Origin of the sequence: Variovorax sp. 160MFSha2.1 (genome assembly GCF_048305075.1) — a bacterium.
In the GTDB taxonomy this organism is placed as follows: Bacteria; Pseudomonadota; Gammaproteobacteria; order Burkholderiales; family Burkholderiaceae_C; genus Variovorax; species Variovorax guangxiensis.
In genome coordinates, this window is record NZ_CP157624.1 from 6,210,327 (window position 1) to 6,230,763 (window position 20,437).

At 69.6% G+C, this 20,437-nt stretch carries 22 protein-coding genes; 15 read left to right on the forward strand and 7 right to left on the reverse strand.

All coding sequences use genetic code 11. The features are described 5' to 3' along the window. Positions 1-6 precede the first annotated feature (6 nt). Genes rutC through rutF form a run of 4 tightly spaced genes read left to right on the forward strand, consistent with a single transcriptional unit; the run spans position 7 to position 2,382 of the window. Positions 7-399, forward strand: a complete 393-nt coding sequence (gene rutC, locus ABL838_RS28615) for a pyrimidine utilization protein C (RefSeq protein ID WP_019657601.1) — start codon at positions 7-9, stop codon at positions 397-399. A 5-nt stretch (positions 400-404) separates the two neighbouring features. Beyond that, complete coding sequence (rutD, locus tag ABL838_RS28620) at positions 405-1,211, forward strand: pyrimidine utilization protein D (RefSeq protein WP_369660604.1); 807 nt, start codon at positions 405-407, stop codon at positions 1,209-1,211. Beyond that, the gene (locus tag ABL838_RS28625; RefSeq protein ID WP_418123041.1) at positions 1,208-1,810 is read left to right on the forward strand and encodes a malonic semialdehyde reductase; all 603 of its coding nucleotides are present in this window, start codon (positions 1,208-1,210) and stop codon (positions 1,808-1,810) included. Before rutD ends, ABL838_RS28625 begins: the two co-directional genes overlap by 4 nt. A gap of 14 nt (positions 1,811-1,824) precedes the next feature. Beyond that, the gene (gene rutF / locus ABL838_RS28630; protein WP_418123043.1) at positions 1,825-2,382 is read left to right on the forward strand and encodes an NADH-dependent FMN reductase RutF; all 558 of its coding nucleotides are present in this window, start codon (positions 1,825-1,827) and stop codon (positions 2,380-2,382) included. 130 nt (positions 2,383-2,512) lie between these two features. Here the strand turns inward: rutF and rutR are convergent, their stop codons facing one another. Next, entirely contained in the window at positions 2,513-3,217 is a 705-nt protein-coding gene (rutR, locus tag ABL838_RS28635; protein WP_418118163.1) for an HTH-type transcriptional regulator RutR, read from the reverse strand. Between the two features lie 197 nt (positions 3,218-3,414). Here rutR and ABL838_RS28640 point away from each other — a divergent pair, with 197 nt between their 5' ends. The 7 genes from ABL838_RS28640 to ABL838_RS28670 all read left to right on the forward strand — a co-directional run bounded on the left by ABL838_RS28640 (position 3,415) and on the right by ABL838_RS28670 (position 10,284). Next, on the forward strand, positions 3,415-4,416 hold the full coding sequence (locus ABL838_RS28640; RefSeq protein ID WP_418123044.1) for an isopenicillin N synthase family dioxygenase: 1,002 nt from the start codon (positions 3,415-3,417) through the stop codon (positions 4,414-4,416). A 14-nt stretch (positions 4,417-4,430) separates the two neighbouring features. Beyond that, positions 4,431-4,817 carry a VOC family protein gene (locus ABL838_RS28645; protein ID WP_418118165.1) on the forward strand — a complete coding sequence of 129 codons (387 nt, stop codon included), beginning with the start codon at positions 4,431-4,433 and terminating at the stop codon, positions 4,815-4,817. 83 nt (positions 4,818-4,900) lie between these two features. Beyond that, positions 4,901-6,004, forward strand: a complete 1,104-nt coding sequence (locus ABL838_RS28650) for a BMP family ABC transporter substrate-binding protein (protein WP_418123046.1) — start codon at positions 4,901-4,903, stop codon at positions 6,002-6,004. 18 nt (positions 6,005-6,022) lie between these two features. Next, complete coding sequence (locus ABL838_RS28655) at positions 6,023-7,549, forward strand: ABC transporter ATP-binding protein (RefSeq protein ID WP_418123048.1); 1,527 nt, start codon at positions 6,023-6,025, stop codon at positions 7,547-7,549. After that, complete coding sequence (locus ABL838_RS28660) at positions 7,542-8,684, forward strand: ABC transporter permease (protein WP_418123049.1); 1,143 nt, start codon at positions 7,542-7,544, stop codon at positions 8,682-8,684. The genes ABL838_RS28655 and ABL838_RS28660 overlap by 8 nt, the downstream gene beginning before the upstream one ends. Beyond that, positions 8,681-9,613, forward strand: coding sequence for an ABC transporter permease (locus ABL838_RS28665; protein ID WP_418123051.1), 933 nt, complete (start codon positions 8,681-8,683; stop codon positions 9,611-9,613). The genes ABL838_RS28660 and ABL838_RS28665 overlap by 4 nt, the downstream gene beginning before the upstream one ends. Beyond that, on the forward strand, positions 9,610-10,284 hold the full coding sequence (locus ABL838_RS28670) for a cysteine hydrolase family protein (protein ID WP_418123052.1): 675 nt from the start codon (positions 9,610-9,612) through the stop codon (positions 10,282-10,284). The genes ABL838_RS28665 and ABL838_RS28670 overlap by 4 nt, the downstream gene beginning before the upstream one ends. Before the next feature lie 3 nt (positions 10,285-10,287). On the opposite strand, the gene ABL838_RS28675 is transcribed toward ABL838_RS28670, so the two are convergent. Continuing rightward, on the reverse strand, positions 10,288-11,046 hold the full coding sequence (locus ABL838_RS28675; protein ID WP_418123054.1) for a hypothetical protein: 759 nt from the start codon (positions 11,044-11,046) through the stop codon (positions 10,288-10,290). A gap of 46 nt (positions 11,047-11,092) precedes the next feature. Between ABL838_RS28675 and ABL838_RS28680 the strand changes: the two genes are divergently transcribed. The 3 genes from ABL838_RS28680 to ABL838_RS28690 are packed head-to-tail and all read left to right on the forward strand — an operon-like array spanning position 11,093 to position 13,140. Next, entirely contained in the window at positions 11,093-11,692 is a 600-nt protein-coding gene (locus tag ABL838_RS28680; RefSeq protein ID WP_184642103.1) for a LemA family protein, read from the forward strand. A 12-nt stretch (positions 11,693-11,704) separates the two neighbouring features. Then, a complete protein-coding gene (locus tag ABL838_RS28685) occupies positions 11,705-12,583 on the forward strand; it encodes a TPM domain-containing protein (protein WP_418123055.1) in 879 nt (292 codons plus the stop codon). 5 nt (positions 12,584-12,588) lie between these two features. Next, positions 12,589-13,140 carry a TPM domain-containing protein gene (locus ABL838_RS28690; RefSeq protein ID WP_184642105.1) on the forward strand — a complete coding sequence of 184 codons (552 nt, stop codon included), beginning with the start codon at positions 12,589-12,591 and terminating at the stop codon, positions 13,138-13,140. On the opposite strand, the gene pdeM is transcribed toward ABL838_RS28690, so the two are convergent. Further along, positions 13,137-13,739, reverse strand: coding sequence for a ligase-associated DNA damage response endonuclease PdeM (gene pdeM, locus ABL838_RS28695; protein WP_418125925.1), 603 nt, complete (start codon positions 13,737-13,739; stop codon positions 13,137-13,139). The genes ABL838_RS28690 and pdeM overlap by 4 nt on opposite strands. Before the next feature lie 146 nt (positions 13,740-13,885). On the opposite strand from pdeM, the gene trxC reads away from it, so the two are divergent. Then, a complete protein-coding gene (gene trxC / locus ABL838_RS28700; protein WP_126025119.1) occupies positions 13,886-14,335 on the forward strand; it encodes a thioredoxin TrxC in 450 nt (149 codons plus the stop codon). Positions 14,336-14,337: 2 nt separating this feature from the next. On the opposite strand, the gene ABL838_RS28705 is transcribed toward trxC, so the two are convergent. The 4 genes from ABL838_RS28705 to ABL838_RS28720 form a co-directional block, all read right to left on the reverse strand. Beyond that, complete coding sequence (locus ABL838_RS28705) at positions 14,338-16,980, reverse strand: ligase-associated DNA damage response DEXH box helicase (RefSeq protein ID WP_418123056.1); 2,643 nt, start codon at positions 16,978-16,980, stop codon at positions 14,338-14,340. Further along, positions 16,977-18,632: an ATP-dependent DNA ligase gene (locus ABL838_RS28710; protein WP_418123057.1), complete on the reverse strand. Its 1,656-nt coding sequence runs from the start codon at positions 18,630-18,632 to the stop codon at positions 16,977-16,979. Before ABL838_RS28710 ends, ABL838_RS28705 begins: the two co-directional genes overlap by 4 nt. After that, positions 18,629-19,759 (reverse strand): ligase-associated DNA damage response exonuclease, encoded by a 1,131-nt coding sequence (locus ABL838_RS28715; RefSeq protein ID WP_418123058.1) that lies wholly within the window; start codon positions 19,757-19,759, stop codon positions 18,629-18,631. The genes ABL838_RS28710 and ABL838_RS28715 overlap by 4 nt, the downstream gene beginning before the upstream one ends. A 77-nt stretch (positions 19,760-19,836) precedes the next feature. Further along, positions 19,837-20,367 (reverse strand): DUF3617 domain-containing protein, encoded by a 531-nt coding sequence (locus ABL838_RS28720; protein ID WP_418123060.1) that lies wholly within the window; start codon positions 20,365-20,367, stop codon positions 19,837-19,839. Positions 20,368-20,437 lie beyond the last annotated feature (70 nt).

Below are 20,437 nucleotides of genomic sequence, written 5' to 3' on the forward strand. Positions count from 1 at the left end.
TCCACCATGCCCAAGCAAGCCATCATTCCTCCCGGCACCGGCGTTCCCATCGCTCCCTTCGTCCCCGGCACGCTCGCCGACGGCGTGCTCTACGTGTCGGGCACACTGCCCTTCGACAAGGACAACAACGTGGTGCACGTGGGCGACGCGAGCGCGCAGGCCAGGCACGTGCTCACCACCATCAAGGGCGTGGTCGAGGCCGCCGGCGGCACCATGGACGACGTCACCTTCAACCAGATCATGCTCAAGGACTGGGCCGACTACGCGAAGATCAACGCGGTGTACGCCGAGTTCTTTCCCGGCACCAAGCCCGCGCGCTACTGCATCCAGTGCGGCCTGGTGAAGCCCGACGCGCTGGTCGAGATCGCGTCGATCGCGCACGTGGGCAAGAAGGCCTGAGCTTCATGAGCGCGCTGCACTACGAGGTGCACGGACCGTCCGATGCAGCGGCCACGGTGCTGCTGTCGTCGGGCCTCGGCGGCTCGGCCGGGTTCTGGCAGCCGCAGCTCGGCGCGCTGATCGCCGCAGGGCATCGCGTCATCGCCTACGACCAGCGCGGCACCGGCCGCAGCCCCGCCGCGCTGCCCGAGGCCTACGCCATCGCGCACATGGCGCGGGACGTGATCGAGATACTCGACGCGACGAACACCTCGCGGTGCCACTTCGCGGGCCATGCGCTAGGCGGCCTCGTCGGACTGCAGCTCGCGCTGGATGCGCCTTCGCGCATCGCGAGCCTCGCGCTCGTCAACGCGTGGTCGAAGCCCAACCCGCATTCGGCGCGCTGCTTCGATGCACGGCTCGCACTGCTGGGCGCATGCGGTCCGCGCGCGTACGTCGAGGCGCAGCCGATCTTCCTGTACCCCGCCGCATGGGCCGCCGAGAACGCGCAGCGCGTGGCCGACGAAGTCGACCATGCCTTCGCGCACTTTCCCGGCGAAGCCAACATGCGCGCGCGCATCGCCGCCCTGCGGGCCTTCGACGTGGATGCGCGCCTCGCCGACATCTCTGCGCCCACGCTCGTGGCCGCAGCCAGGGACGATGTGCTCGTGCCCTGGACCTGCTCGCAGCGCCTGGCCGACGGCCTGCGCGACGTCACGCTCGACTTCGTGCCGCACGGCGGCCACGCGCACTGCGTGACCGAGGCCGAAGACTTCAACCGCAGCCTGCTCGACTTTCTTTCGCGGGTCAGTGCACCCGCCGTTCCAGCATGACCACCACCATCTCTTCCACACTCGACGACGCCGCGCTCTCGCTGCTCTTCACCGGCGCGCGCAGCCACAACGGCTGGACCGATGAACCCGTCACCGATGCCCAGCTGCAGCAGATCTACGCACTCGCGAGCCTGGGCCCCACCTCGGCCAACTGCTCGCCCGCGCGCTTCGTCTTCGTGCGCACGCCCGAAGGCAAGCAGCGCCTCGCGCCCGCCCTCTCCAAGGGCAACCTCGACAAGACCATGGCAGCGCCCGTCACCGTGATCGCCGCGTGGGACCGCAAGTTCTACGACAGGCTGCCCACGCTGTTCCCGCATGCCGATGCACGCAGCTGGTTCACCGGCAGCCCCGAGGCCGCGCACGAGACGGCCTTTCGCAACGCCAGCCTGCAGGCCGGCTACCTGCTGCTCGCGGCGCGCGCGGTCGGGCTCGATGCGGGGCCGATGTCGGGCTTCGACAAGGCGAAGGTCGGCGCGGCCTTCTTCGAGGGCTCCGACTGGACCGTCAACTTCCTCATCAACCTCGGCCACGGCGACGCGTCGAAGGTGTTCGGCCGCCTGCCGCGGCTGTCCTTCGACGAGGCCTGCCTGCTGGCCTGAAGGAGTCACGCGAGATGCTGCACAACGCCATGGCCTCGAACCCTGCTCCATCGTCACCCAACCCTGCCCTGCTGCCGCAGGGCCTGCAGAAGGCCGACTACCGCAACGCGATGGCGCGGCTGGGCGCGGCGGTGAACATCATCACCACCGACGGCCCCGCAGGCCGCGCGGGCTTCACCGCATCGGCCGTGTGCAGCGTGACCGACGAGCCGCCGACGCTGCTGGTGTGCCTGAACCGCTCGGCCTCGGTGTACCCGGCGTTCAAGGCCAACGGCGTGCTGTGCGTCAACGTGCTGGCTGCCGGGCACCAGTCGCTCTCGGCGCTATTTGGCGGCAAGACGCCGATGGACGAGCGCTTCGCCGCCGCGCGCTGGAGCAGCAAGACCACCGGTTCGCCGATGCTCGACGACGCGGCCGTGTCCTTCGACTGCCGCGTGGTGCACGCGACGAGCGCGGGCACGCACGACGTGCTGTTCTGCGAAGCCGTCTCCATCGCCATCGGCGGGGCGGCGCAGGGGCTCATCTACTTCGATCGCCGGTATCACGAGATCGCTGCGCCGCCGCAGCACTGACCCGTTTTCTCCCCTCTCCCCTCGGGGAGAGGGTTAGGGTGAGGGGGCAACGGCGCTCGCAACAGCAGCAGTGACTTTCAGGCCGCCACCCTCACCCCAGCCCTCTCCCCAAGGGGAGAGGGAGCAAGACTCAGCGCGGCACGATGCCCTGCAGCACGATGCGCTGAACGTTCTCGACGGTCTGCTCGAAGAACCCTTCGTCCTCCAGCGTATGCCCCGACAGCGCCTGCACCTGCACGCCGAAGTCCGCGTAGTGCTGCGTCATCGCCCACAGCGCGAAGATCAGGTGATGCGGATCGACAGGCGCCAGCTTGCCTGCATCGATCCACGCGCGGATCACTTCCGATTTCTTCTCCACCAGCGTGCGCAGTTCGCGATCGAGCTCGTCGCGCAGCAGCGGCGCGCCCTGGATCATCTCCAGGCAGAAGAGCCGTGACGCGTCGGGCCTGTCGCGCGAGACCACCAGCTTGCGGCGGATGTAGTCGCCGATGGCCTGGGCCGGATCCTGCTCGGCGCTGAAGCCGCGCAGCGGTTCGAGCCACAGTGCGAGCAGGTCGCGCAGCACGTTCACGTAGAGCTCTTCCTTGTTCGCGAAGTAGTAGAGCAGGTTGCTCTTCGACACGTCGGCGCGTGCGGCCACCTGGTCGATGGAGGTGCCGTGCAGGCCGAAGCGCGAGAACAGCCCCAGCGCGGCGCCCAGGATCGCGCTGCGCTTGTCCTCTATCTGACGCAACCGGCGGTTCACTGCGGAAGCGCTTCGCACCGCGGGCTTCGCGCGCTTGCGCGCCGGGCTCTCCTTGCCGGCATTCGCAGCCAGCGCTTTTGTCTTCGGCATCTTCCCTCGCTCTTGATCTGATCGTGAATCGACAAACGCGCACCACTGTAAGGCCACGGTGCATCGCCTTGCGCCGCGACCGCCTTCGCAACGCATTCCCGCGCACCATGCTGACGCGACGGATGCTGTTTGTCCATTTGGTCCAACTGGCACAGACGTTGCATGGCGAAAGGCATGCCAAGCATGAGGAACCTGCCATGACCCTGCTGTCCGTGCCCATCATCGATCTCGCGCCCTACTTCGCCGGCACCGCCGAAGGCAAGGCGGAGGTAGCGAAGAAAGTCGACGAAGCCTGCCGCAGCATCGGCTTCCTCGTCATCACCAACCACGGCATCTCGCCAGAGCTGATCTCGCGCGTGTCCTCGCTCTCGCGCAGGTTCTTCGACATGCCGCTCGCAGAGAAGCGCAAGGTCGACCGCCCGCGCGAGGACGCCGTGCGCGGCTACAGCGCGGTGGGCGAGGAAGGCCTCTCCTACAGCCTCGAGGAAGCGGCACCGGGCGACCTGAAGGAGTCGTTCTCCATCGGCCCCTCGAACGTGCCCGACGACGACTACCACCGCGGCCCCGCCGCCGGCCCGCACTTCGAGCCCAACAGCTGGCCGCCCATCGAGGGCTTCAAGGAGGCCTACGAGCAGTACTTCGAGGCGATGAGCGATCTCTCGCGCTCGCTGATGCGCGTCTTCGCGCTCGGCCTCTCGCTGCCCGAGACCTTCTTCGACGACAAGATCGACAGGCACATCAGCATGTTCCGCGTGCTGAGCTATCCGCCGCAGCGCGAGCAGCCGCTGCCCGGCCAGCTTCGCGCGGGCGCGCACAGCGACTACGGCAGCCTCACCATCGTGCTGCCCGACGACAAGGGCCTGCAGGTGTTCAACAAGGCCGGCCAGTGGGTGGACGTGCCGCAGGTCGAGGGCGGCCTCGTGGTCAACATCGCCGACCTCATGATGCAGTGGACCAACGACCAGTGGGTGTCGACGCTGCACCGCGTGATCAACCCGCCCTTCGAGGTGGCGAGCACGAACCGCCGGCAGTCGCTGGTGTTCTTCCACCAGCCCAACTACGACGCGATGGTCGAGTGCCTGCCGAGCTGCCTCGCACCGGGCGAAGAGCCGAAGTACGCGCCCATCTCCTCGGGCGACCACCTCACCTCGAAGTTCGTCAAGCAGACGACCTTCGGCGGCACCAAGGTCACGGCCTGAGCCCCTCCGAACCCATGGCCCATCTCTCCTACGTCAACGTCTTCGCCAAGGACGTGGTCGCGCTCAGCGGCTTCTACCAGCGCGTATTCGGCTTCAAGGAGATCGAGGCGATCCGCTCGCCCATCTTCCGCGGGCTGGACACCGGCAAGTCGAGCCTCGGCTTCAACGCGCTCGATGCCTACGAGCTTCTGCACCTGGGCGAGTTCTCCGACACGCGCGGCGTGAAGTTCCTGCTGAACATCGACGTCGACAGCCAGGCCGACGTCGACCGCATGGTGCCCGTCGCGCTCGAGGCCGGCGCCACGCTCGTGAAGGCGCCGTACGTCACCTACTACAACTGGTACCAGTCGGTGCTGCTCGATCCCGAGGGCAACGTGTTCCGCATCAATTTCATGATGTAGCGGCGCGCGGCCTTCCTTCCCTCTCTTCTCCCTCTTCCGCCTTCCTCTCCCTCGTCTTCACGCTCCTCACGAAAGGTTGCTCCATGCCGCGCATTTCCTCCAACGGCCCGGCCCTCGGCCTGGCACTGACGCTCGCAACCTGCGGCGCCTCGTTCTCGCTGCCGGCCGCGGCCGACGGCTTCACGCTGAAGGACAAGCCGAAGATCGCGATGCTCTACTTCGGCCCCAAGAACGACGGCGGCTGGACGCAGGCCTTCGACGAGGCCCGCGTGAAGATCGAGAAGGAGATCGGCCAGAAGATCCAGTTCGTGGAGAACGTGCCCGAGGACGCCTCGGCCATCAAGCCCGCGGCGGAGAAGTTCATCCAGCGCGGCGCCAACATCGTGATCGGCACCGCCTTCGGCTATTCCGACAGCTTCAAGGACCTGGCCGCAAAGTACCCCGACGTGGCCTTCCTCAACGGCTCGGGCACCACCAACGGCAGCAACCTCGAATCGTTCTACGGCCGCACCTACGAGAGCCAGTACCTCTGCGGCATGGCCGCCGGCGCGGCCTCGAAGACCGGCAAGCTCGGCTTCGTCGCGGCCAACCCCTTCGGCGTGGTGAACTGGACCATCAACGCCTTCGCGCTCGGCGCGCAGAAGATGAACCCCAACGCCACTGTCAACGTGATCTACACCGGCGCGTGGAACGACCCGGTGAAGGAACGCGCAGCGGCGGCCGCGCTCATCGACCAGGGCGCCGACGTGATCGGCCAGCACGTGGACAGCCCCACGCCGCAGATCGTCGCGCAGGAGCGCGGCGTGTACGGCACCGGCCACCACCGCGACCTGCGCCAGTTCGCGCCCAAGGCCACGCTGTGCTCCTCCGTGTGGGTGTGGGACCGCTTCCTGACGCCGGAGCTCAAGAAGATCATGGCCGGCGGCTGGAAGCCCGCGCAGTACGGCGCCTTCATCGAAATGAAGGACGGCGGCACCGACATCGCCGGCTTCGGGCCCGCCGTGCCCAAGGACAAAGCCGCTCTCATCACCGCCGAGCGCGACGCGATCATGAAGGGCAAGCAGGTCTACGCCGGCCCGCTCGCCGACCGCGACGGCAAGGAGCGCGTGGCCAAGGGCGCCGTTCTTTCGGACGCCGACCTCTGGAAGATGGACTGGTTCGTCAAGGGCGTGGTCACGCAGAAGTAAGCCGGAGCCACGCACCTCATGCCCAACGCGCTCGAACTCACCGGCATACGCAAGTCCTTCGACGGCTTCGCGGCGCTGACCGATGCCCGCTTCTCCGCACGCTGGGGCGAGGTGCATGCGCTCCTGGGCGAGAACGGCGCGGGCAAGTCGTCGCTGATGAACATCGCGGCCGGGCTCTACGCGCCCGAGGCCGGGCAGCTGCTGGTGGACGACAACCCGGTTCGCTTCGCCGGGCCGCGCGACGCGGCGAAGCACCGCATCGGCATGGTCCATCAGCATTTCAAGCTGGTGCGGCCTTTCACGGTGGCGCAGAACATCCTGCTCACCGCGCCGCCGCCGGCGGAGTTCCAGAGCCACGGCGAGCGGCTGCGCGAGATCACGCGCGACATCCGCAACAAGGCGGCGGAGCTGGGCTTCGACATCGATCCCTCGAAGCGCGTCGATGCGCTGTCGGTCGCCGAGCAGCAGCGCGTGGAAATCCTCAAGGTGCTGCTGGCGGGCGCGCGCATCCTGATCCTCGACGAGCCCACGGCCGTGCTGACCGACCAGGAGGCCGCGCGCCTGCTGCAGACGGTGCAGGGCCTGGCGCGCAAGGGGGCGGCAGTGGTGCTGGTCACGCACAAGATGGCCGACGTGAAGACCTACGCCGACCGCGTCACGGTGATGCGCGGCGGCCGCACCGTGGCAACGCTCCAGCCCTCGGAGACATCGGTGGCCGAGCTGGTGAAGCTCACGGTCGGTGAATCGATCGCCGCGCAGGGATTTCAACCGCCGGCGGCCCCGCGCGGGCCGGTGCGCCTTTCGGTGCGCGGGCTGCGCACGCCGGCCTCGCCCGAGGGCCGCCGCGTGCTCGACGGGGTGGACCTCGACCTGCATGCGGGCGAGATCTACGGCCTCGCCGGCGTGGGCGGCAACGGACAGGGCGAGCTGGCGGGCGCGATCATGGGCCTGGAAGGCGAACCCACCGAAGGCGAGATGCGGCTCGAAGGCCATGGCGACCTGAAGACCATGCCCGCCTCGGTGCGCCGGAGCATCGGCATCGCGGCCATTCCTGCCGACCGCTACGGGCTCGCGCTCGCGGGCGGCCTCTCGGTGGCCGAGAACTACGCCATCGGCCGCGTGCACACCGGCCGCTACGGGCCCGTGTGGCGCCTGCGGCGCGGCCGCATCCAGAGCGACACGCAGGAAGCGGTGCGCGCCTTCGACGTGCAGGGCGTGCGCTCGGTCGCGCAGAAGGCCGCGCTGCTCTCGGGCGGCAACGCGCAGAAGCTGGTGCTGGCGCGCGAATTCGGCAAGTCGCCTACGCTGGTGCTCGCGCACAGCCCCAGTCGCGGGCTCGACGTGCGTGCCAGCGCCGAGGTGCATGCGCGGCTGCGCGCCGCGCGCGACAGCGGCGCGGCGGTGCTGCTCATCAGCGAAGACCTCGACGAGGTGCTGCAGCTCGCCGACCGCGTGGGCGTGATGACGCGCGGGCGCATCGCCGGCGAGTTCGCGCAGCCCGCCGACCGCCAGGCCATCGGACAGGCGATGGTGGACCATGGCTGAAGCATCGCTCTCCGCCGACATGGCCCCGTCGCACAAGACAACGGCAGCGCGACAGCCCCAGCCGCTCGCCGGCCGCCGCTACGCGCTGGAGATCCGCCAGCACATGGCCTGGCGCTGGCAGGCGCTGATCCTCGCGGCCGCGCTGCTCGCGGGCTTCGCCATCTCGGCGGCGATCCTCATCGGGGCCGGCGTGCCGGCCGACGAGCTCGCCAACGAGTTCGTGGTGCAGACCTTCTTCGACGGCCAGAACTTCCGCGCCGTGCTGTTCCAGGCCGCGCCGATGATCCTCGTCGGCCTCGCGGGCTGCGTTGCCTTCCGCGCGCGCTTCTGGAACCTCGGGCTCGAGGGCCAGATGATCTGGGGCGCCATCGGCGCGACCGCCGTCTCGATGTGGCAGATCGGCCCCGAGAACCTGCGCCTGCCGCTGATGTTCGTCGCCGCCATCGGCTGCGGCCTGCTGTGGGTGCTGGGCCCCGCGTGGCTCAAGCTGAAGCTGGGCGTGAACGAGATCATCTCCACGCTGATGCTCAACTACATGGCGGCCAACTTCCTGCTGCACCTGGTCTACGGCAGCTGGAAGGATCCGAAGGACAACTTCCCCTATTCGCCGCAGTTCCGCGTGTTCGAGCGCCTGCCCGAGCTGGGCGCGGGCATCGGCAGCTCGATCCTGCTGGCGGGCATCGTCGCGCTGCTGGCGTGGTGGCTGGCGAGCGTGAGCCGCATGGGCCTGTACCTGCGCTTCGTCGACGCGAACCCGCGCGTGGCGCATGCCAGCGGCGTGCCGGTGCGGCGCACCATCTACGGCGCGGTGCTGCTGTCGGGCGCGATGGCCGGGCTCGCGGGCTTCGCTGTGGCGGCGGGGCAGGAGGGCCGGCTCACGCAGGCCTTCTATCAGGGGTACGGCTTCTCGGGCATCCTCATCGCCTTTCTCGCGCGCAACAACCCGCTGGCGGCCACGGTGGTGGCGCTGCTGGTGGCGGCGCTCTTCGTCACGGGGCGCAGCCTGCAGGTGTTCTACCAGGTGCCGTTCTCGATGGTTCAGCTGATCCAGGCGGTGATCGTGGTGTGCGTGGCGTCGAGCGACTTCTTCATCCGCCACCGGCTGCGCCGCGTGGGCGGGGAGGCCGTGCAATGAACGGCGGCATCGTCCTCAACTGGCTGGCGAGCACACCTGACTTCGCCGTGCCTTATGCGCTGGCGGCGCTCGGCCTCATCATCTGCGAGCGCGCGGGGGTGCTCGCGCTCGGCGCCGAGGGGCTGATGCTGGTCGGCGCGCTGGCCGGCATCGGCGCGCAGATCGTCATCGGCCAGCCGGCCGTATCGCTGGTGCTCGCGATGCTGGCGGCCAGCGTGGTGTCGGTGCTGTTCGCGGTGATGGTGATCTGGCTGCGCGTGAACCAGGTGATCGCCGGGCTCGCGCTGGTGTTCTTCTGCCAGGGGCTCACGGCGCTGGTGGGCTCGATGGCCGAGTGGACCAACCATGCGACCGAAGGCATCGGCACGATGGGCCTGTGGCCGCTGTCGCTGCTGCCCGGCGTGGGCCGGATCTTCGAGCAGAACGCGATGGTGTGGCTCACGCTGCCGATCTTCGGCGCGGTGGCGTGGTTCTTTGCGCGTACCTCGGCCGGCCTGCGGTTGCGCGCGGTGGGCGAGAACCCGCAGGCGGCCGACGCGGCGGGCATCCGCGTGACGGCATGGCGCTTCGCGGCAGTGCTCGCGGGCTCGGCGCTGGTGGGGCTGGCGGGTGCCTACATCTCGGTGGTCAGCACCAAGCTGTGGATCGCGGGCATGACAGGCGGCCGTGGCTGGATCGCCGTGGGCCTCGTGATCTTCGCGCGCTGGTCGCCGTGGAAGGCGCTCGTCGGCGCACTGCTCTTCGGCTGCATCGAGGCGCTGATTCCCCAGCTGGCCGCCGCCGGCGTGCAGCTGCCGCAGTACTTCGTGATGATGACGCCGTATGCGGTGACGCTCGGCGTGATGGTGTGGGTCGCGCTCTCGCGGCGCGGCGCCGACGAAGAGCCCGGGGCGCTGGGACAACCCTATGTGAGAGAAGAACGTCGATGAAGGCCTGGGTCTACAACGAGGAGCGCGAGCTCGACGCGGCGCGGTTCGCCGACTACCTGAATCCGGCCACCACGGCTGTCGTTTCCATCGACATGCACCGCGGCCACCTGGACGACAGTCCCGACTGCCCCTGCCCCGCGCCGCGCGCACGCGACGTGGTGGCGCCCATCGACGGCTTCCACGACGCGGTGCGCGCGCTGGGCGTGCGCATCGTGCATGTCAAGTCGGTGCTGCGGCCGGGCGGCGTGGACGACATCAACGGCATTCCGTCGGCATGGCGGCGCACCTTTCCGCTGCACGTGGGCGAGATCCCGAACGCCGACGCGCACGCCATCGAGGGCTCGAAGTGGACCGAGTGGGTCACGCGCGTGGAGCCCGGCGACATGCGCGTAGACGGGAAGCGCCGGCTCTCGGCCTTCTACCCGACCGACCTCGACTTTCTTCTGCGCAACCAGCGCATCGAGACCGTGGTGCTCGACGGCGGCTTCACCGACTGCTGCGTGCTCAACACCGCCTTCGACGCCAGCAACCGCAGCTACCGCGTGATCGTGCTGCGCGACCTGGTGCGCGGCACCGACGCACACCTGGAAGGCGCGGCGCTCGCGATGGTGTCGCTGCACCTGGGGCTGGTGATGGATTCAGAAGAACTGCTGCGGGTGTGGCGCGGCTGAATCTCAGCCCGACACTCCGAGCCAGCGCGCGGCCACCGCCGGCATGTCGCCCTGGGCGGACTCCCACACCAGCTCGGGTGCCGCCACATGCACGCCGGGCGGCGCGATGCGCAGCGCCACATCGACCAGCTCCGCCACCTTCACCGCGCGCACCGGCTGCTCGCTGCTGGGCACCATGAAGCGCACCACCGAAAGCATCCACGCGGCCAGCCGCTCGAAGGGGTTGGCGATCTTCGCGTTCACCGGCTTGCGCGCCGAACGCACGAGGATCACGCGCTCGAAGCCGCAGGCCACCACCGCCTGCTCGTCGAGGCTCGCGAGGCCGCGCTTGAGCGCTTCGGGCAGCCGGCCCTGGTCGTGCGGCAGCACGATGGCCAATGTCTGCACGCCGCAGGCACGCAGCCAGCGGGCCAATTCGGGCAGATCGGAAGGCTCGGGCACCCACAGCGCGCGCTCGCGGTCGTGGTACAGGCGCGGCGGGTCGAAGGTGACGATGGCGGTGTGGGCCGAGGTCAGCGGCCATTGCGCGATCGGCTGGGCCGGGCTCAGGTAGGTCTCGACGCCGCGCAGCCCGTCGCGGATCGGCTCGCGCGCCAGCACGCGGGTGTGGGCATGGCGGTGGCTCCCCGCCAGCCGGCGCAGCAGTTCGGCGCCCAGCGCGCCGGTCGCGCCCGCGATCAGCAGCGTGCCGAAGGCATCGGAGGCAACGGGCATTACCGCACGGTTGGCGGCTTGCAGGGCTTGCAGTGGATCAACGGCCATGGAGCCGCCTATGCTACCTTCCGCATCTTCTGCGGAGGTAATGCAAATGATGATGAAGCGCTGGTTCCTGATTCTCGCGGCGGTCCTGTCCCTGAGCGGATGCGGCTACAACCAGTTCCAGTCCCTCGACGAGGCCAGCAAGTCGGCCTGGAGCGAGGTCCTCAACCAGTACCAGCGGCGCGCCGACCTCGTGCCGAACATCGTGGCCACCGTGAAGGGCGAGGCCAGCTTCGAGCAGGACACGCTCACCAAGGTGATCGAGGCGCGCGCCAAGGCCACCTCGATCCAGGTGACGCCCGAGACGCTCAACAACCCCGAGGCCTTCAACAAGTTCCAGCAGGCACAGGGCGAGCTCTCGTCGGCGCTGTCGCGGCTGATGGTGGTGTCGGAGCGCTACCCCGACCTGAAGGCCAACCAGTCGTTCCGCGACCTGCGCGTGACGCTGGAAGGCACCGAGAACCGCATCACCGTGGCGCGCAACCGGTACATCGAAAGCGTGCAGGAGTACAACGTGCTCGCGCGCAGCTTCCCGACCAACATCACGGCCAAGGTCTTCGGCTACGCGACCAAGCCCAACTTCTCGGTGCAGAACGAGGCGCAGATATCCACGCCGCCAACGGTCGACTTCAGCGCACCGAAGAAGTAAGCCGGCAACCTGATGGCCATCGCCGCACTGCTTCGCCGCGCGCTGGCCGCTGTCGTTCTCGCGGCCCTGGCCGGCGTCGCGCTGGCCCAGGGCCTGCTGCCGATCCCCACGCTCACCGCGCGGGTGATCGACCAGACCGGCACGCTCGACAGCGCGCAGCGCAACGGCCTCGAAACCAAGCTCGCGGCCTTCGAGCAGCGCAAGGGTTCGCAGATCGTGGTGCTGATGGTGCCGACCACCGCGCCCGAGGACATCGCCAGCTACACGCAGCGCGTGGGCGATGCCTGGAAGATCGGCCGCAAGGGTGTCGGCGACGGCCTGCTGGTCGTGGTGGCCAAGGACGATCGCAAGATGCGCATCGCCACGGCCAAGGCGCTCGAAGGCGCGGTGCCCGACCTCGCGGCCAGCCGCATCATCGACGAGGAAATGAAGCCGCGCTTTCGCAACGGCGACTTCGCGGGCGGGCTGAACGCGGCAGTGGACCGGCTCATCGGGCTGGTCGATGGCGAGCCGCTGCCCGAGCCGTCGCGCAACACGGGCGGGGGTGGCAACGAGGGCTTCGACTGGGAGAACCTCGCGATCTTCCTGTTCGTCGGTGTCTTCGTCGGCGCGCCGATCGCGCGCGCCATCTTCGGCAAGAAGCTGGGCACGATGTTCATCGGCGGCGGCGTGGGCGTGGTGGTTTTCTTCATCACCACCAGCATCGCCATCGCGGTGATCGCGGCGCTGGTGGCACTGATCGTCTCGCTGGTCGCGGGTACCGGGCGTCCGGGCGGTGGCGGGGGCGGCGGCTGGAGTTCCGGCGGCGGAGGCTGGGGCGGCGGTGGTGGCGGCTTCAGCTCCGGCGGTGGCGGCAATTTCGGCGGCGGCGGCGCGTCGGGGGACTGGTGAACACGATGCAAAGCACCAACACGAAGCCCTCTGGCAGCGAAGCGGGCCTCTTCACCAAGCTGGGCCGCATCTGGCGCCATCGCTGGATCGATGAATCCGAGGTGCGCCGCGCGATTCCTGCGGCAGCGCTGGAGCGCCTCGCGGGCCGCGTGACCGCGAGCGAGCGGCGCCACAGCGGCGAGATCCGCATCTGCGTCGAAGCCGGCCTGCCGATGTCCTACCTGTGGCGCCATGCGCCGCCGCGCGAACGCGCCGTGACGCTGTTCGGCAAGCTGCGCGTATGGGACACCGCACACAACAACGGCGTGCTCATCTACCTGCTGCTGGCCGAGCACGCCATCGAGATCGTGGCAGACCGGGGTATCGACGCGCATGTGGACGATGCCGAATGGGCCGCCATGGCACAGCGCATGAGCGCGGCCTTCCGCGAAGGCCGCTTCGAGGACGGGCTCACGCAGGCGCTGGAAGAGATTTCCGCGCTGCTGGTCGAGCACTTTCCGCTGGCCGAGGGCGAACTCGACGTGAACGAGTTGCCCGATGAACCGGTGGTGCTCTAGCAGCCTTCGCGCGGTGGCACAGCCCACACCGCGTCGCCACCAACCGCATGAAAGCGCCGCCCCGGCGCAGATTCCATCAGCCACCCGCCCGTGAACTCGCCGAAGGCCGGCAGCACGGCCTGCTGCCCGTCGCTCGCGAAGCAGGGCAGCCGCACGCTGTCGCGCCCTCGCCCCTGAAGCCTGCAGACCGGATGCAGATGCCCCGCGAGCACGAAGTGCGTGGCATGCACCTGCGGATGGTGGCAGCAGGCGAAAGGGCCCAGCAGGAAGGGCTCGTCGACCACCTCGATGCCGAGTTCCGGCGGCGGATCGCCCGCACGGCTGTCGTGGTTGCCGCGCACCAGGGTCATGGCAATGGCCGCGTGGAGCGAACGCCAGGCCTCGACGGCGGCCAGCACCGTACGCGCCTGCGCCGCATGCAGGAAGTCGCCGAGGAAAACGATGCGCTGCGGCTCATGCTTCTGGATCAGCACATCGAGCCGCGCGAGGTTCTGCTGCGTGGTCCCGCCCGGCACCGGCTGGCCGAGCGCGCGATAGGTCGCGGCCTTGCCCAGGTGCAGGTCGGCCACGAACAGCACGCGCCGGCCGGGCCACCACAGGGCACGCTCGGGCAGCAGGTGCAGCAGTTCGCCCGCCCAGTGCACGGCGAGTGGCGAATTGGATGTATCGGGGGATGTCACCCGGCCAGTGTCGCAAAACCTGCGATTGCCTTGCAAAGGCCGTCCAGAGCCCCCATTTGCCTGCCATGACCGAATCGCCCCCGCTGCACATCGTCTGCCCGCACTGCCACACGACCAACCGCGTGCGCGCGGCGCAGCTGGGCAGCGCCCCCGACTGCGGCAGCTGCCACCGCCCGCTGTTCACCGGCCATTCGACGGCGCTGGCGGATGCCGCCACCTTCGACCGCCACATCGCCCGCAACGAGATTCCGGTGCTGGTCGATTTCTGGGCGCCCTGGTGCGGCCCCTGCCGCCAGATGGCGCCGGCCTACGAGCAGGCCGCAGCCCAGCTGGAGCCCTACGTGCGGCTCGCCAAGGTCGACACCGAGGCGGTGCCCGCGCTGGGCGCGCGCTTCAACATCCGCAGCATCCCGACGCTGGCGCTGTTCCGCGGCGGCCGCGAGGTGGCGCGGCAGGCCGGCGCGATGGGCACGGCCGACATCGTGCGTTGGGTGAAGGCGCACGGCGCGGGCTGAGACTAGAGCGGCGGCAGCGGCCTTGACGGCCGCGGCGGCCGCCGGCGGTCGCGCCGCTGGCTCACCGGCTTCGGCGGCTTGCCCGGCCCTTCTTGCCCGAAGGCCAGCGTTCCCTTCACGCGCTCCACGCCGCCGGCCGTGACCGCGCCGCCTGCGGCCTTCTCGAGCTGCTCGACCATGCGCGCGATGCGGTCGGCCACGTTCTCGTTCGACAGCTTCTCGCGGAACAGCTCCACCATCAGCGGAAACGAAAACGGCGTGGGCCGTGCGAGCGGCTTCAGCACCAGCCGCTGCGTGGCGATGCGCTCGAGGCTCGCGCGCAGGCGGCCGATCTCGAGCTCCTGCGCGAGCAGTTCCTGCTCGGCCTGCAGCAGCAGCCTGTTGCCGGGGTCGTACTTGCGGAACACCTCCCAGAAGAGCGACGACGAGGCCTGCAGCTGCTTGCTGCTGCGCTTCTCGCCCGGATAGCCCTGGTAGATGAGGCCCGAGACGCGCGCGATCTCGCGAAAGCGCCGCTGCGCCAGCTCGCCCGCGTTGAGCGATGCCAGCACCTCGTGCAGCAGCGCCGCGCGCTGGTCTTCGCCATCGCCGTGGGGCAGCGTCAGCACCCGCGGCAGCAGCGCCGGCCAGTCGACCTCGGTCGCGCTCAGCAGCTCGAAGCCGTAGTCGTTGACCGCGATCGAGAAGGTGCGCGCCTCGTGCTGCGCGACGCGCCAGGCCAGGAGGCTCGCGAGCCCGAGGTGCACGTGCCGGCCCGCGAAGGGATACAGGAACAGATGCGAGCCCTCGCGCGTGCTCAGGGCTTCGGCCAATAGCGTCTGCGGCGTGGGCAGCGCCGACCACTGCTGCTGTATCTCCAGCAGCGGGCGCACGCACTGCAGCTCGGGCGAGTCGTAGCGACCTTCGCCGGCCTGCGCGAGCTGCTGCACCACCGCGTCGGCCAGGGTGTTCGACAGCGGCATGCGCCCACCGCCCCAGCGCGGCACCGCGGCGCGCTTGCCGCTGGCGCGCCGCACCCAGGCCGTCATGTCGTGGATGCGCACGAGTTCGAGCATGCGGCCGCCGAACAGGAAGCAGTCGCCGAGCTTCATGCGGGCGACGAAGCTCTCTTCCACGCTGCCGATCTTCGAGCCGCCGACGTATTGAACCGAGATGCTCGCGTCGCTCACGATGGTGCCGATGTTCATGCGGTGCCGCCGCGCGAGCCGCGCATCGGGCACGCGCCAGACGCCCTCGGCATCGGGCACCACGCGCTTGTAGTCCGGATAGGCCGCGAGAGACGGGCCGCCCTGCGCCACGAACTCCAGGCACCACTGCCAGTTCTCGCGCGCGAGGCTTTCGTAGGCCGCCGTGCCGCGCACTTCCTCGTAGAGGTCGTCGGGCACGAAGCCGCCGCCCAGCGCGACCGTCACCAGGTGCTGCACCAGCACGTCGAGCGGCTGCTCGGGCGAATGGCGCGCCTCGATGTGCCCGGCCGCGATGGCGACGCGCGCGGCCGAGCCTTCCACCATCTCCACGCTATGCGTGGGCACGAGCGTGATGCGCGAAGGCCGCCCCGGCGCATGGCCCGAGCGGCCCGCGCGCTGCAGCAGCCGCGCGACGCCCTTGGGCGAGCCGATCTGCAGCACGCGCTCCACCGGCAGGAAGTCCACGCCCAGGTCGAGGCTGGAGGTGCAGACCACCGCCTTGAGCTCGCCGCTCTTCAGGCCCAGCTCCACCCATTCGCGAACCTCGCGGTCGAGCGAGCCGTGATGCAGCGCGATGAGGCCCGCCCATTCCGGCTTTGCTTCGAGCATCGCCTGGTACCAGATCTCCGCCTGCGAGCGCGTGTTGGTGAAGACCAGCGTGGTGCTGCTCGCGGCGATCTCCTCGATCACCTGCGGCAGCATCGTGAGGCCCAGGTGGCCGCCCCACGGAAAGCGCTCGGCGACGCCGGGCAGCAGCGAATCGATGACCAGCTTCTTCGGCACCTGCCCCTGCACCAGCACGCCCTCTTCATGGCCCAGCAGCGCATGCATCGCCTCGTGCAGGTTGCCCAGCGTGGCCGACATGCCCCAGATCGCGAGGCCCGGGTTCCAGCGCTTCAGCCGCGCGAGCGCGAGCTGCACCTGCACGCCTCGCTTGTTGCCCAGCAGCTCGTGCCATTCGTCGACCACCGCCATGCGAACGTGGCCGAGCACCTCGTGCGCATCGGCGCGCGCGAGCAGCAGCGAAAGGCTTTCGGGCGTGGTGACGAGCACCGTTGGCAGGCGCTGGTTCTGCGCGCTGCGCTCGGCGGAGGTGGTGTCGCCGCTGCGCGCGCCGGCGCTCCATGGATGCACCTCGGCGCCGAGGGCTTCCAGCGGCTGCTGCAGTGCGCGCAACGTGTCGGCCGCCAGCGCGCGCATCGGCGTGAGCCACAGCACGGTGAGCGGCTCGGCAACGGGCCGCGCGTTCGTCGATGCGGCCGCCTTGCGCGCCCGCACGAAGGCGTGCAGCGCACCCAGCCACACGGCGTAGGTCTTGCCAGCGCCGGTGGTGGCATGCAGCATGCCCGAGCGGCCATCGGCGATCGCCTTCCAGACCTCGCGCTGGAATTTGAAGGGCTTCCATCCGCGCGCGGCGAACCACGTGTCGAGCGCTGTCTTGACGATTCTGCTGCTCATTCGGGCAACAACGCAGCGAGCGTCTGCAAGGTATCGGCCTCCTCAACCGGCTTGTCCTCGCGCCATCGCAGCATGCGCGGAAAGCGCACCGCGATGCCGCTCTTGTGCCGCGTGCTGCGCGCGATGCCCTCGAAGCCGAGCTCGAACACCAGCGTGGGCTTCACGCTCTTCACCGGCCCGAAGCTCTCTACCGTGGTCTTGCGGATGATCGCGTCCACGCGCGCCATCTCGGCATCGGTGAGGCCCGAGTAGGCCTTGGCGAAGGGCACGAGCTTGCGGTCCTCCTGCCCGGGCGGGCCGTCCCACACGGCGAAGGTGTAGTCGCTGAAGAGGCTGGCGCGCCGGCCGTGGCCGCGCTGCGCGTAGATCAGCACCGCGTCGACGCTCAGCGGATCGATCTTCCACTTCCACCACACGCCCACGTCCTTGGTGCGGCCAACGCCGTACTGCGCGTCGCGGCGCTTGAGCATCATCCCTTCCACGCCCATGGCGCGCGCCGCTTCGCGCTGGCGCGCTAGATCGGGCCAGTCGGCCCCGGCGAGCACCGGGCTCGGCAGCAGCGAGGGATGGTCCATGCGCGCCACCAGCTCGTCGAGCAGCACTCGGCGCTGCGACTGCGGCAGCGCGCGCAGGTCGCGCCCCTCCCATTCGAGGATGTCGTAGGCCAGCAGCACCACCGGGATGTCGCGCAGCAGCTTCGCGCCCAGCGTCTTGCGGCCGATGCGCTTCTGCAGCTCGGCGAAGGGCTGCACGCGGCCCTCGCGCCAGACGACGATCTCGCCATCGAGCACCGTGCCGTCGGGCAGCGCCTCGCCGAGCGCGGCGAGTTCGGGGAAGCGCTCGGTCACCAGTTCCTCGCCGCGCGACCACACCCACGCCGCGCCCGCGCGCTTGACCAGCTGCGCGCGGATGCCGTCCCATTTCCATTCGACGATCCAGTCCGAGGGCGGCCCCAGCACCGCGTCGAACTGCTCCAGCGGCAGGTTGAAGGGATGCGCAAGGAAGAAGGGGTAAGGCTGGCCGCTGGTCTTCTGCTCCTGCTCGCTGCCCGTCTCGGGTGCGATGAGCGCCTGGTAGTCGTCGGCCCGCGGCCTTCCTCCGATGTGCGTGTAGCCCATGAGCCGCTGCGCCACGCGCTTGGCGTCGATGCCGCCCACCGCCGCGAGGGCCTGCGTGACCTGCAGCTTCGACACGCCGACGCGGAACGCGCCGGTGATGAGCTTGAAGTACACCAGCCCCTCCTCGGGCGCGAGCTGCCGCCACTGCGCGCGCAGGCGGTCGGGCAGCTCGTCGGGCGTGTTCTTCGCGGCATCGCGCAGCGGCAGCAGGTGCTGCTCGACCCATTCGGCAAGGCCCAGGTCGTGCGCGTCGGTGGGCGGCGGCAGCAGCAATGCGATGGTCTCGGCCAGGTCGCCCACAGCGTCGTAGCTCTCGTCGAACAGCCACTCGGGCAGGCCCGCCGCCTCCTGCGCGAGCAGCCGCAGCAGCTTGACCGGCACCAGCTGGCGCGGCTTGCCGCCGGCAAGGAAGTAGACGGCCCAGGCGGCGTCAGCCGCATCGGCTTCTCGCAGGTAGCGCTGCAGGGCGGCCTGCTTGGCGAGGTTGGAGGTGCTGGCGTCGAGCTCATGGTACAGCGCGGCGAAGGCCTTCATGGCATCTCTCCTTCCCCCTCTGGGGGAAGGTTGGGATGGGGGCTCTCGGCCTCCCCATCGAGCGCCGCCTGCCCCCTCCCCTGCCCTCCCCCGGAGGGGGAGGGAGTCTCTTGATCATCTTCATCACCGTACTCGGTTTTGAACGACTGCGCATCGAGGCCGTTCTCTCTGAGCCACCGCACCATCACCTGCACGCTGCCATGGGTGACGAAGACCCGCTCGGCACCCGTGCCGGCGATGGCCTGCTGCAAGCCGGGCCAATCGGCATGGTCGGACATCACGAAGCCCCGGTCCACGCCGCGCCGCCTGCGCGTGCCGCGCAGCTGCATCCAGCCGCTCGCGAAGGCGTCGGCGTAGTTGCCGAAGCGCTTCATCCACGGCGAACCCTGTGCCGAGGGAGGCGCGAGCACCAGCGCACGCTTCAGCAGCGCGGCATCGACGCCCTCGCCGTCGGCACGCAGGGTGGGCGGCAGCGCGACGCCGGCCGCGCGGTACACGGCATTGAGCGGCTCCACCGCGCCGTGCACGACGATGGGCCCGATGCTCGCGTCCACGCCGTGCAGGATGCGCTGGGCCTTGCCGAAGGCATAGCAGAACAGCACCGATGCGCGGCCGGCTTCGGCGTTGGCGCGCCACCACGCGTCGATCTGCGCGAACAGCACCGGCTGCGTGGGCCAGCGATAGACCGGCAGGCCGAAGGTCGACTCGGTGATGAAGGTGTCGCAGGGCACCGGCTCGAACGGCGGGCAGGTGCCGTCGGGCTCCGTCTTGTAGTCGCCCGAGGCCACCCACACGCGCCCGCCGTGCGCGAGCCGCACCTGCGCCGAGCCCAGCACATGGCCCGCAGGGTGCAGCGAGACGCGCACGCCGTGGTGCTCGATGGCTTCGCCGTAGGGCAGCGTCTGCAGCGCGATGTCGCGTCCCAGGCGCGCGCGCAGCGTGCCTGCGCTGTCGGTGTGGGAGAGATAGTGCCCGTGCCCGGCGCGCGCGTGGTCGGAATGCGCATGGGTGATGACCGCGCGCGCCACCGGCCGCCACGGGTCGATGTAGAAATCGCCGGGCGGGCAGTACAGGCCCTCGGGCCGGGCGACGACGAGGAGGTCTTCTTCCTGCTTTGCGGGAGGCATGGCACGCCATCGTAGGCGCTGCCGGGGTTTGGCGCCGCCGAACGACGGGCGCAAAGCGTTGTGGGCGGGCTCCTACCCTAGGGCCGCTTCGGGCGGTTCTTCGCCATGTCGAGCACATTCATCTTCATGCCGTTGGGCATGACCATGTCGCCCGGCTTCTGGTCGGCCTTGCAGGGGCCGATCCATTTGGCCTCCATCACGCTGTGGCCCTCGGCGCGGCCCATCAGCGGCGGGTTGTAGCTCGACTTGCTCTCCATGCGGTAGGCGGTGCCGAAATCGCCGCTCATCACCGCGTGCGATGTGGCGACGGTGTTGCCGATCTTGCAGACCGAGTCCATGACCAGCTTGCCGCCGTCCGAGCTCAGCTCCTGCTTGGAGCACAGGTCCTTGCCCATGCCCTGGCCCATGTCGCGCAGCGCCTTGTCGCTGGCCGCGTCGATGCATTGCTGCATGGTGTGGCCCGCTGCGGCGTCCTTGCCGCCGCTGCCGTCGCCCGTCCGGATCTCCCAGAGGCCTGGCTTGCGCGCGGGAAAGTCGAGCGCGAGCGCCGGCATCGCGAGGGCACCGGCCGCCAGGCAGGCCACGGCGGCGGAAAGACGGATGTTCATGGCGGGCTCCCCCGGCGGTGGACGACGATGCCCGGTTTTTACCGCGCGCGCCGCCGCGGCGGTATATCGC